Here is a 12,434-nt window from a genome sequence, read left to right on the forward strand (position 1 = left end):
AGTGATTTAAATTAAGTCAACACGTCAAGCAGTTGCCGATTGCTTCTTCAGCCTCCCATGGCTCACCTCGCAAGTTTAAAGTTGTGGAAAAACGATTCAGATAAGAAGCGGCTGTTACTTAACAACCCCACCGAACGCCGTGTCGTAATCACGATTCGCGAACTTGGCGATACCGGCCAGCGAGGCGTTGGCGCCTGCTCCATAGAAGCTGCCCTGGGTGTTGCCGGTCGAAAGCAGCTTGCCGTCGATGGTATTGCGTGCTGCCGCAACGCCATTGAAGTTGGCGTCAGTGGTGTTGATAGGTGCCGCCAACTGGATGCTCAGGCTGCTATTGCTCAATGTGCCCACCAGTTTGGGGGTGGCAGTGCCGAAGCTTGCGAACAGCTCACCCTGTAGTAGATTGGCGCCCGAGTAGTTGCTGATACCCTGGACGGCATAGGTCACGGTGGCCGTGGGCAATACACGGCCTGCCGTGTCGCCGGAGTAATACACGACCCGTGTTGGGTCGTTGTGGGTGCCGTTATTTGACCATTCGCCGTAGTAAACCTCTTGCCCGGCAACGTCTTTGAAGTCGAAGTGACCCATCGCAGGCGGCGGCAAGTAGGCCAGGCTGTAAACGCCGCTGCTATCAGGGCGTGCATAGCCTTTTAGTGCATTGAAGGCGAGCGTTATACCGCTATGGAAGTTGGTAAGTTTCAGACCCGGTTGGCCTGGCACACTGGGATACTCGGGTAATCCAGAGTTATACGTGGAGCCTGCAACGAAATAATTAATGTAGCTTTGCCCCGAGGCGTTCCCCGCTTGAACGATACCAGCCAGACTAAAGGCGGTAAGCGCCAAAAAGGCACGGGTGATGACTTTCATTTTATCGCTCCTTGAATTCGATGAATGTTTTGAAACTTCAAAAGTTTGTGGTAAATGCAAGCTTCAGGGTTCGACCGGGAGCGGGCATTGCGGAACGCGTCAGGGGATCGATGTAGTAGAGGTTACTCAAGTTAGTACCGGTCAACTCAAGGGAGGCATCATCGGTCAGCTTGTAGTTGACGTAGGCGTCATAAGTGACAATGTCGTCCCACGACATGGGCGTATTGATGTAGTAACTGACCATGGCGCTGTTTGCATAGTTGCTATAGAACTTACTTTGGTGTTGGCGGTAATAAATCGCGCGTCCGCCCACTTCCAGCTTTCGATCAAAGAATCGCGCACCCAGGCCTAGGTTGGCTGACCACTCCGGCTGCGACATGCTCACCAGATAACCGCCTACAAAACCATCATCCACGCAATTGGGGGTACTGCCGTCGTAGCTGATCAACATCGCCGAAGTCTCGTCACAGACTTTGTTTTTCAATACATGGGCAAGGCTTACATCGGTGAAAAAACGCCCGCTGTCGTAGCGCCCTTGAAACTCGACGCCGGAGGTGGTTTGTTTTTCCAGGTTACTAAAGCGCAGTTCGGGGCTGCGTTCGATCACGTTCTTGATAGTGTTGTGGTAATAGGTCAGCTTGATATCCGCATGTTCACTGCCACCCCAGCCGGCGAGGTTATGGATGTAGGCGGCTTCGTAGTTGTAGGCGTGTTCGGGCTCAAGTCCCCAAGGGTTGGTAGATGACGAGAAGCCTATAGTGCTTTCAAACATGCTCGGGTAACGGATGGCCTCACTGTAGCGAAGGTAGACTCGGCCATTTTCCGAGGTGTAGAACGTGGCAGATAAGTTTGGCGCCCAGCCGCTGTCTTTCTGGTGTTTGGCCTTGATATCTTTTTGCTCATAGATTTCGCCCACCGATGCAGTGCACTGGATCATATTTTCTCCAGCAGCACCGTTGATACACGGATTGTTATCGCGCGAATAACGACCTTTGCCATCATGTTCCCAGTTCACCGTATGCTCGGTGTTTTGGACGCGCGGCGTATTGTTTTTAATAAGTTCTGTTAATTCCTGACGATCTGATTCAGGGGTGTCAAACATGTCCCAGAAGATTTTTTCGAAGGCAATTTTCCGGTCAATATCGGTTTGCCACTCAGTGTCTGTCAGGGTTTTTTGAGTGGTATAAGTGACTTTTCGCCCGGTTTCTACGGGTTTTGACGTTATGCCGGTCTTGTCTTGTTCACTTTTCAAATAGTCATCAAACGCCCAGTAAGATGAATAACGCATTCCGGCGTTGAATCGGGCAAAGCTGACAGGGCGCCAATCGAAGTTGAAGTTGTATTCCTTTTCCTCACGGCGCCCGGCCCGGGGGTACATGCGCAAGGTATCGCTGATGATGGGATCGTAGTAGTTGTCGTTCGACCCCAGTTTTTCATGTTGATAACTGCCGCCAAGAGTCAGGTCGAGGCTGTCGAGCAACTTGAATTTGTTGCTCGCAATCAAGCCGGTGCGGTCGTGCTGGGCATTGGCCAGTGCGGTGTTCCTGTACACCGGGTCGTCTATGGTGCTGGCATTGGGGACACCACCGCTGCTGTAGGTATCACTGCGGGTGTTGGTTGCCCACAGGTTGGAATAGAAATCTACCCACGGGTTATCTTCGGGCTTGAGGTTGTATTCCAGGTTATAGGCTTTGCTTTGTACATGGCTCAAGGGCCACTGCGGTACGCCGTAGGTGGCTGCGTCATATCGGTCCTGGGGCCTGAAGAACGAGATGCGCGATGGCATGATTTCGCCATATAGCGCATCCGTGTCGCGGTAGCCGAACTCCAGGGATTGGCCTTCATCGATCTTGAGTTTGGCCTTGGCCAACCAAGACTCCATCTTGCTGGAGGTATTGGGCACTTCATCGCCTGGCTTGTAGATATTGGCCAGGTTGGGGATGTAATCAAATTGGCCGTTGATCTGCTTACCGGTCGCGTAAAAGTCGCTTTTGTTCTTGCCAGCGTAGTGGTTGCCCTTTTCCCGGAAGGCGTAGGCAGCGAGCAGTTCGAATTTTTCCTGGCGCGTGCCCAGGGCCAGGCGATAGGCAGAGTCGTCACTGGACAACAGGTTGTTGCTACTGCTTGTGCGCGGGTGTTTGTACAGCGATGGATCGTAGTACGAGTGGACGGGATAATAGATATGGTCAGGGCTGGGCATCTGCCCGGTCATCAGCGTTGGCAGCTTGGGTGAAACCGAATTGTTGCTGCCTTCCATCTTGAGTTCGCCACCGAACTCCTGGTCTTGCTTGAGAATGTCATCGACGTTAAGGGTGCTGGCTACCACCGCACCACCGACGCCGCTATAGACGTTGCGCTCCAGGTTCGGGCCTTTGAGCACCTTGATGCTGCCGATCAGGTTGGGGTCGATGTAGTTGCGGTTGTTGGCGCCCATATAGCCGCGATACACCGTCAGTGCCTGCTCGGTGCCGTCGATGGTCAGCGGCACGCGCCCCGGGCCCTGGATGCCGCGGATGTTCGGGTCCAGCGCGCCGCTGTTACGCGAATCGCCGCTGTAGACGTTAAGCATGCCCTTGAACATATCGGCGGGGGCTGCGCCTTTGTAGCGCTCGATCTGCTCCTTGCCGGCATAGACCGTGGAGATGTCCTGGTCGTAGACGTCGTTGTAGCCTTTTTCATCGCGCGACTGTTTGCCCTCCATGCCAAGCACGTAGGTGGGATGCAGGTCGCCAGGCAGGATGCCGGCCGAGTTCGGCCCGGGCTGCACCTGGATGATCGGGCGGTCGGACGGGCCGCTGAGGCTGTAGGTGACACCTTGATTGGCCAGCAATGTTTGCAGCGCTGCGTCCAGGGACAGGCGACCCTTGACCGGGTTGCCGTAGCTGTTGGTGAAGTCGTTGCTGCCCAGGTACAGCTCGACACCGGCCTGGCGCGCCAGCAGCACCAGGGCTTGATCCAGGGCCAGGGTCGGCACATCGAAATTGTGCACATCAGTGGCCGGGGCGTGTGTTGCACTGACGGCCGGGGCTGCCAGTACCGGGCTGATAGTCGTGGCATCGGCGACCAGCGCAATGACGGCCAACTGAATCCCCAGGCTCAGTCGGGTACGTTTTGTTGCCTGGCGCTTTTTGTTGTTCTCGTGCGTCTGCAAAACCGGCCTCACTAAAGTAAATAAGATTTATTCACATGTAGTAGAAACGGCTCAGCTGCAAAAACGCGATAGATCGTTATGATCTATGAATATGATTTTTTATTTGATTTTTTAAGATCGATCAGTAGATCAGTGTCAGCCTAGGCAGCTCGACAATACGCCCATGAACTTGCGCCACCAGGTGCTTGAGCGCCTCGTCGAGGTTATCCAGGCGCATCACTGCACTGATTTTGACGTTGCGCAGTGCCTCACCTTTGACCAGTACCAGCCCAGGTCGATAGCGGTTGATGCGGGCTGCGGCGTCGGCCAGGGATTCACGCTGGAATACCAGTCGTCCTTCCTGCCAACTGGCCAGCTCCTCAGGGCTGGTGTTCAGCGGTACAAGCCCAGATTTTGGGCTGAAGCGCAGGCTGTTGCCCTGTTCAAGCAATGCCGAGCCGGCGGCCTCATCGCGCCCGTGATCGGTCAGATTGACCTCGACCCGGTGCTGCAATACGCCTACCCAGCCTTCGCGATCCTTGCCGATACCCACCAGATAGCGGGTGCCGCGTGCCGTGATATCGGCGCCGGGTGCCTGGACGGTGAAGGGGCGTCGCTCCTGTTCATTCATCGGCGCAGGTGTGAACACGGCTTCGCCCTGACTCAAGCGCACGCGCCGGGTCTGATCGTCGTAGGCCAGGTTGAGAATACTGTGGCTACCCAACTGCACCTGGCTGCCGTCGGCCAGGGTGATCTGGCGTACTTCGCCAAAACCGGTGTGGTAGTCGCTGGTCAGGGCTTGTGCCCAAAAAGGCGGCGCCAGCAGCATCCAGCAGCCGAGGGCGAAGGCCGTCGCCGCGCCTCCACTGATGATTGGCATGCGTAGCCAGGCCGAGCGCGGCGGGCGCTGGGGTTTTACATAACCGGGGCGTTGCTTGAGCGATGCCGTGGCCTGCCAGGCACGATTGGCGCGCTCAACGGCAGCCGCGTGCAATGGGTCGGCAGCCAGCCAACGCGCAAAAGCCTCAAGTTCACGTGCCGAAAGCTGTCCTTGGCGATGGCGCATCACCCAGTCGGCAGCTTTGCGCTCTACCGGGTCGATAGTCTGTGGGGAGGCGTTCACGGTTCGGTCTATTTACCTTTTGGCTCTTTGTCATACACAAGGCTCAGCCCTCTTGGTCTGGCTCTAGCGCCCGGCCAATCCTGGCCAGGGCCATTGCCATGTGTTTTTGTACAGAGCTTGTGGATATCCGTAAATAGCGCGCGGTCTCTTTGTGCGTCATGCCCTCGACGCGACAGAGCATAAATACGTCGCGGGTACGGGCAGGCATGCGTTCAAGCAGGCTTTCCAGGTGCTCCAGTTCGAGTGCGCCGAGTGCCTGTTCTTCAGGGCAACTGGTTTCATCGACCAGGGTGGCGAAAAAGGCCGTGGAGTCGTTTTCGTAGCGCTTTTCACCAAAGCGCCGGTGATGGTCGATCATCAGGTTGTGCGCTACCCGAAACAGATAGGACGGCGCGCAGAGCACGCGCTCCAGGCTCTCCAGCTGGGCGATGCGCAAAAATGTGTCCTGCACCAGGTCCGAGGCCAGGCTGGGGGAGCACTTCTTGCGCAACAGATATCGATGCAACGCAGGGGCGTGTTGAGTGAACAGTTTTTCCAGCACGGCGGCACTTTCCTATGCACGGGCAGAACCGGGGGAGGGCGAGTATAATGAGAGTCGTTCTCATTAATCCAGTAAAACTCCTCACTGAGTTTTCCACAGGCAAAAAAACACCCCGGTGGTGCAGGCTCTTTGGAGCACTGCACTCGACCGGGGTGTTTGTTACAGCAGGCTATGCGCCTTTGCGGATCAGCCGTTCTGGCGGATACCGGCTACCAGCCAAGGCTGGTTTTCGCCTTGCGGACGTTCCATGTTCCAGCTTTCGCTGAACACTTCGCCCTGGTCGAAGCGCGAGGTCTTCGACACACCGCTGAAGGTCAGGGTGGCGATGGTCTTGTCGGCGCGGTCATCCACACCTTCCAGTTGCACGCGCAGGTCGTCGATGTAGGTCGACTGGAAAGCGTCGCCCAACTCGGCACGTTCGCGCTTGAGGAACTCCAGCAGTTGCGGGGTCACGAACTCGGCGATCTTGTCCATTTCGTTGGCGTCCCAGTGTTGCTGCAGGGACTGGAAGTGGTTGCGGGCCGCTTCGACGAAACGCTCTTCGTTGAACCAGGCTGGCGCATTGATCACCGGACGCGCAGCCGCAGGTGCCGCCGAGCCGCCGAAGATCGAACCCATGGCCGGCTTCTGCTCGAACACTTCACGCTGCATTGGCGCGCCAGCTGGAGCCAGGTGCTCCTGTTGCTTGCGACGACGGGCGGCGATAAAGCGGAAGATCACAAAGGCGATGACGGCCATGATCAGGATGTCGAAGATCTGCATGCCCTGGAAGCCGCCGCCCATGAACATGGAGGCGAGCAGGCCACCGGCAGCGATACCGGCCAGAGGGCCCAACCAGCGCGAAGCACCGCCGGCCTTGGCAGCAGCGCCCGCGGCACCGGCTGCACCTGCGGTGGCAGCCGCTCCACCCATGCCGCCAGCGGCTGGGGCCATTTGGCTGGTCTGGTGGCTCGGCGCTGCGCCGGAGCTTTTACCGCCACCGAAGCGTTTGGCGTTGGCGTCGAGGCTCATCGTCAGGCCGATGCACAACGCCATGGCGATGCTAAGAAAACGTTTCATAAAGGGAATTCCCATTTGTGGATTGCACGCGCGCCATGTTGCACAGGTGTACTGACAGTGGCTAGCGACATAATGTTTCGGGCTTTTGCGTAAGGCCTAATCCGAATGCTCTGTAGGGTGTATCCGTGCCCTGTGTAGGAGCGAGCTTGCTCGCGAAAAACTCCAAGACACCACGCTCATCCAGGATGCCCGCGTGATCGTTGACGATCTTCGCGAGCAAGCTCGCTCCTACGCAGGGCAGGCTTTAGACCGCTTCGAGCTTGGCGTAGCCCATCATCAGCCACTTGCTGCCTTCGGCGAAGTTCACCTGCACCCGGGCCTGGGCCCCGGCGCCTTCGAAGTTGAGGATCACACCCTCGCCAAAGATCGCATGCTTGACCAACTGGCCCAGGCTGAACGGGGTTTCGGGAATTTCCGAGCCGGCAAACATGTTGCTGGAATTCTGCTGCTGGCCACCGCCAAACGGCCGGCTGACGCTATTGGACAAGCGCACTTCCTGAATCAGCCCTTTCGGCACTTCTCGTACGAAGCGCGACACCTTGTTGTAGGTCTCGCTGCCGTACAGACGACGTGTCTCGGCGTAGGTCATCACCAGGTTCTGCATGGCCCGGGTGATGCCCACGTAGGCCAGGCGGCGTTCCTCCTCAAGGCGGCCGGGCTCTTCCAGGCTCATCTTGTGCGGGAACAGGCCTTCTTCCATGCCCACCAGGAACACGTAGGGGAATTCCAGGCCCTTGGCACTGTGCAGCGTCATCAATTGCACGCTGTCTTCGTGCTCGTCGGCCTGGGTATCGCCGGCTTCCAGCGATGCATGGCCGAGGAACGCCGCCAATGGCGACAGGTCGGCATCTTCCTCGCTGTTCTCGAAAGCCCGGGCGGCGCTGACCAGTTCCTCAAGGTTTTCTACCCGGGCCTGGCCTTTCTCGCCTTTTTCCGCTTCGTGATAAGCGATCAGGCCAGACTGTTCGATCACGGTCTGGGTCATCAGGTGCAGCGGCATTTCCAGGCACTTGGCGGCGAGGTTGTCGATCAACTCGACAAACCCACCCAACGCCCCGGCAGCGCGACCTGTCAGGCCTTTATTGACGATCAGCAGGCGCATCGCCTCCCACATCGACACATCGCTGTGACGCGCGTGTTCGCGGATCGCCTCGACGGTTTTCTCGCCAATACCCCGCGCCGGTACGTTGATCACCCGCTCCAGCGCCGCATCGTTGCCGCGACCTTCCAGCAGGCGCAGGTAGGCCATGGCGTTTTTGATTTCCGCACGTTCGAAGAAGCGCTGGCCGCCATAGATGCGGTATGGGATACGTTCGCGCAGCAAGGCTTCTTCCAGCACCCGCGATTGGGCGTTGGAGCGATACAGAATGGCGATGTCGCTGCGGGCCAGCCCGGTTTTCAGGGCGCTTTCAATGGTTTCCACCACGTAGCGCGCTTCGTCGTGTTCGTTGAAGGCTGCGTAGAGGTTGATCGCCTCGCCTTCGCCGCCGTCGGTCCACAGTTCCTTGCCCAGGCGCCCGGTGTTATTGGCGATCAAGGCGTTGGCGGCCTTGAGGATCCCGGCGGTGGAGCGATAGTTCTGCTCCAGGCGAATGGTCTCGGCGTCCGGGAAGTCGTCGGAATACTGGTAGATGTTCTCGATTTTCGCGCCGCGCCAGCCGTAGATCGACTGGTCGTCGTCGCCCACCACCATCAAGCTGTCGCCGCCCTTGGCCAGCAGGCGCAACCAGGCGTACTGCACGGCGTTGGTGTCCTGGAACTCGTCCACCAGAATGTGCCGGAAGCGCTTCTGGTAATGCGCCAGCAAACCGGGGTTGTCGCGCCACAGGTCGAGGGCCCGCAGCAGCAATTCGGAGAAGTCGATGACGCCGGCACGCTGGCAGGCCACTTCGTAGGCTTCATAAATGCTGCGCATGGTGGCCAGGAACAGATCGCCGCTGGCCTGGATATGTTGCGGGCGCAGGCCTTCGTCTTTCTGGCCATTGATGAACCACTGGGCCTGGCGCACCGGCCAGCGTTGTTCATCCAGGCCCAGCTCGCGGATCACCCGCTTGACCAGGCGTTGCTGGTCATCGCTGTCAAGAATCTGGAAGCTCTGGGCCAGGCCTGCTTCCTGCCAGTGGGCCCGCAACAAGCGGTGCGCCAGGCCGTGGAAGGTGCCAACCCACATGCCGGCCGGGCTGATGCCCATCAACTGCTCGATGCGGTGGCGCATCTCGGCAGCGGCCTTGTTGGTGAAGGTCACCGACAGGATGGAATGCGGGGACGCGTTCTCGACCTGGATCAACCAGGCGATACGGTGCACCAGCACTCGGGTTTTACCGGAGCCAGCACCGGCCAGGACCAACTGACGGCCAACGGGGGCTGCTACGGCCTGGCGTTGGGCATCGTTGAGGGAGTTCAGCAAAAGGGAGAGATCATCGCGCATCGGCGCATTCTAGGGTGCCGGGGGAAGGGGGGCAAATCCCATTGCCGGGTGGTCGGCACAAAAAACCGCCGGTGATCTTCAATCGGCAAATAATCGCGTCGCCGTGATGACTGGTAAGTCATCGCCTGCAGCCCGCGTCCCGTCTTGTTCAGCCCCTCTGGGCCAAAGGTTTGCGCGGGTTTATTCGCAGAATTTTATGATCCAGAGCAGTTTGGTCTGCCGGCCTGCTTGTGTATGCTCCGTCGACGTTTCGGGCTCACCATTATAAGAACACTGCCTATGACCCTCAGCACTGACCTGCCTGGCCCTTCTGTCGCGCCGGCGCAGGTTATCCGCAAGCACTACGCCATGGAGATGGCGGTCGAGCGCACGCGTCTGTTGTACCAAGGTTCGTTGCTGCCCACTTTATTAATGTTGATCAACGGTCTGGTCTGCGCCTGGTTGCTCTGGAGCCCGCCGCGCTATGTGCTGGTCGGCGGTTGGCTGGTGTGGTTGCTGGCGCTGGTGGCGATGCGGGTGATCCAGGTGGCGGCCTTCGACAGCGCCCTGCCCAGCCGGCAGGCACAGCCGATCTGGCGACGGATGTTCATGTTGGGCTCGGCGGCCAGCGGCCTGACCCTGGCGAGCGCAGCCATTGCCCTGGTGCCCTTGGACAGTTTCGTACAGCAGGCCTGGATCTTTGGCCTGATTGGCGTGGCGACGCTATCGGCCAGCGTGGCCTACGCCGTGAGTGTGCCGGCCTTTTTGTCGTTTGCCTTGCCCTGCCTGGTGCCCACCATCCTCTATCTATTCTTCAGCGGCGAACCGCGATTGCAGGGCTGGAGTTACCTGGGCCTGATTCTGCTGGCGTCCCTGAGCCTGGTGGCGTGGCAGGTCAACCGCCTGATCCAGCGCGGTTTGCTGCGGCGTTTCCAGAACCAGGCCTTGATCGAACACCTGCAACAGGCCCGCCAGCGCAGTGAGCAGTTGAATCAGGAACTGGTGCGCGAGGTCGAGCAGCGGCGCCAGGTCGAACAGGAACTGCGCGAGGCCCAGGTCGGCCTGCAACATCGCGTCGAACAACGCGGCCAGCAACTGGACGCCGCCAGCCTGGCCCTGAGCAAAAGCGAGGCGCGCCTGGCCATGGCGTTGCAGGCCAGTGAACTGGGCTTGTGGGACTGGAACCTGCAAACCGATGAGGTCCATCACACCCAGCTCAAGGAATTGTTTGGCCTGGAGCCGGAATACGTGACGGCGATGCTGCGCGACCTCAAGCCCCGCCTGCACCCGGACGATTTGCCGCTGCTCAAGCGCGCGCTGGTGGAGCATTTGACGGGGCGCAGCGAGGACTATCAAGTGGAGTACCGCGTGCGCCATGGCGATGGGCGCTGGGTGTGGATCGAGGACCGTGGGCGCGCTGTGGAGCGTACCGCCAGCGGACGCGTGACGCGCATGCTCGGTACCCGGCGCGATATCAGCGCCGGCAAGGCGGTGGAAGAACAGCTGCGACTGGCGTCGACGGTATTTGAGGCGGCCAGCGAAGGCATTGTGATCCTGGACCCGGAGTACGTGCTGATTGCGGTCAATCAGGCCTTCAGCCGCGTCACCGGCTTTGATATCGACGATATGCTCGGGCGCAATGTCGTGGAGCTGCCGTGCAGCCGCGATGCGCGCCGACACTTCCCGGTGATTCGCCAGGCCTTGTTGAGTCACGGCAGTTGGCAGGGTGAGTTGGTGGAGGCGCGCAAGAACGGCGAGCTTTATCCACAATGGCTGCAATTGAGCGTGGTGCGTGATGTTCGGGGAAATGTCAGCCATATCGTCGGCTTCTTCGCTGATCTGTCGGCACGCCGCGAATCCGAGGAGCGCATGCGCTACCTCACCCATTACGACGAGCTGACGGGCCTGGCCAACCGTTCGCTGTTTCGTGAGCGCCTGCGTGAAGCCCATCAACGGGTACGCCAGGGTGGCCGCAGCCTGGCGTTGCTGCATATCAACCTGGACCGTTTCAAGCTGCTCAATGACAGCCTGGGTCATGAAGTCGCCGACCAGTTGCTGCAAAAAATGGCCCGGCGCCTGATCAATGCATTACCGGAAGCCGACACCATTGCGCGGCTGTCCGGCGACGAATTCGCGGTGCTGTTCGATGCTTATGGCAGCCTGTCGAGTCTGGCGCGGGTCGCCACCCGGCTGCTGGCCAAGCTGCGGGTGCCGATGACGGTGGATGGGCATGAGTTGGTGGTCAGCGCCTCAATCGGGGTCAGCCTGTTACCCGATAACGCGCGGGAAATTTCCGCACTGGTCAGCCAGTCGAACATGGCCATGCAACACGCCAAGCACCTGGGCGGCAATAACTTCCAGTTCTACACCGACAGCCTGCAAGCCAGCACCCTTGAGCGCCTGCAGTTGGAAAATCAACTGCGCAAAGCCATTGATGAGCGCCAACTGAAGGTGTTCTACCAACCCAAGTTGTGCCTGGCCACCGGCAAGATGAACGCCGCCGAGGCGCTGGTGCGTTGGGACCACCCGCAATGGGGCAGCGTGCCGCCCGGTGATTTTATCGGGCTGGCGGAAGAGACCGGGTTGATTGTCCCGTTGGGTGAATTCGTGCTGCGCCAGGCCTGCTGGCAGGCGTGCGAGTGGCAGCGCCAGGGCCTGGCGCCGATCCGGGTGTCGGTCAACCTGTCGGTGCATCAGTTGCGCCAAGGCAAGCTGGTGAGCCTGGTGCGCCAGGTCTTGGACGAAACCGGGCTGGCGCCGCAATACCTGGAACTGGAACTGACTGAAAGCCAGTTGCTCGACAGCGTCGAGCACATCATCGCCACCTTCCAGCAATTGCGCGACCTGGGGGTGAAGTTGGCCATTGATGACTTTGGCACCGGCTATTCGTCCCTCAGTTACCTCAAGCGCATCCCTGTGGATTACGTGAAGATCGACCAGACCTTTATTCGTGGCCTGGGCCAAGGGCGTGAAGACCTGGCGATTACCCGGGCAATCATCGCCATGGCCCACGGGTTGGCGCTCAAGGTGGTGGCCGAGGGTGTGGAGGACCAGCAGCAGATGGATTTCCTGCGGGCCGAACACTGCGATGAAGTGCAGGGCTACTTGATCAGTCGACCCATCGAGGCCGAAGGCTTGGCGGATTTGTTACGAAAAAATGCGCTTTTTCCCTAGCCGGAACGCGTGCGCACCCGCAGCTACAAAGCATTTGCCCGCTGATTCAGGGGGCAGCAGGGCGATTTAGTGATGCATCGAACGGGCAAATCAACAATTCTTGTAGTATAACTACAAGCTTGCTACATCCCTGGCG

7 protein-coding genes are annotated in these 12,434 nt (G+C 59.1%); 1 reads left to right on the forward strand and 6 read right to left on the reverse strand.

The annotated features are described in order from the left end of the window. Positions 1–114: 114 nt before the first annotated feature. The 6 genes from BFQ03_RS00450 to uvrD all read right to left on the reverse strand — a co-directional run bounded on the left by BFQ03_RS00450 (position 115) and on the right by uvrD (position 9,145). On the reverse strand, positions 115–864 hold the full coding sequence (locus BFQ03_RS00450; protein ID WP_032856682.1) for a Slam-dependent surface lipoprotein: 750 nt from the start codon (positions 862–864) through the stop codon (positions 115–117). Between the two features lie 37 nt (positions 865–901). Then, the gene (locus BFQ03_RS00455) at positions 902–4,015 is read right to left on the reverse strand and encodes a TonB-dependent receptor domain-containing protein (RefSeq protein WP_032856684.1); all 3,114 of its coding nucleotides are present in this window, start codon (positions 4,013–4,015) and stop codon (positions 902–904) included. Positions 4,016–4,136: 121 nt separating this feature from the next. Then, positions 4,137–5,117: a FecR family protein gene (locus BFQ03_RS00460; protein WP_239695215.1), complete on the reverse strand. Its 981-nt coding sequence runs from the start codon at positions 5,115–5,117 to the stop codon at positions 4,137–4,139. A gap of 43 nt (positions 5,118–5,160) precedes the next feature. Then, complete coding sequence (locus tag BFQ03_RS00465; protein ID WP_032856686.1) at positions 5,161–5,658, reverse strand: RNA polymerase sigma factor; 498 nt, start codon at positions 5,656–5,658, stop codon at positions 5,161–5,163. Positions 5,659–5,844: 186 nt separating this feature from the next. Beyond that, the gene (locus BFQ03_RS00470) at positions 5,845–6,717 is read right to left on the reverse strand and encodes a Tim44 domain-containing protein (protein WP_032856687.1); all 873 of its coding nucleotides are present in this window, start codon (positions 6,715–6,717) and stop codon (positions 5,845–5,847) included. A gap of 244 nt (positions 6,718–6,961) precedes the next feature. Beyond that, positions 6,962–9,145 carry a DNA helicase II gene (gene uvrD, locus BFQ03_RS00475; protein ID WP_032856689.1) on the reverse strand — a complete coding sequence of 728 codons (2,184 nt, stop codon included), beginning with the start codon at positions 9,143–9,145 and terminating at the stop codon, positions 6,962–6,964. 279 nt (positions 9,146–9,424) lie between these two features. Between uvrD and BFQ03_RS00480 the strand changes: the two genes are divergently transcribed. After that, positions 9,425–12,298: a GGDEF domain-containing phosphodiesterase gene (locus BFQ03_RS00480; RefSeq protein ID WP_032856691.1), complete on the forward strand. Its 2,874-nt coding sequence runs from the start codon at positions 9,425–9,427 to the stop codon at positions 12,296–12,298. Positions 12,299–12,434 lie beyond the last annotated feature (136 nt).

This window comes from Pseudomonas sp. 25 R 14 (assembly GCF_900004755.1).
GTDB lineage: Bacteria > Pseudomonadota > Gammaproteobacteria > Pseudomonadales > Pseudomonadaceae > Aquipseudomonas > Aquipseudomonas brenneri.

Coding starts and splice junctions, on each gene's coding strand:
- BFQ03_RS00450 (WP_032856682.1), bottom strand. CDS start 864: ATGAAAGTCATCACCCGTGCCTTTTTGGCGCTTACCGCCTTTAGTCTG.
- uvrD (WP_032856689.1), bottom strand. CDS start 9,145: ATGCGCGATGATCTCTCCCTTTTGCTGAACTCCCTCAACGATGCCCAA.
- BFQ03_RS00480 (WP_032856691.1), top strand. CDS start 9,425: ATGACCCTCAGCACTGACCTGCCTGGCCCTTCTGTCGCGCCGGCGCAG.
- BFQ03_RS00470 (WP_032856687.1), bottom strand. CDS start 6,717: ATGAAACGTTTTCTTAGCATCGCCATGGCGTTGTGCATCGGCCTGACG.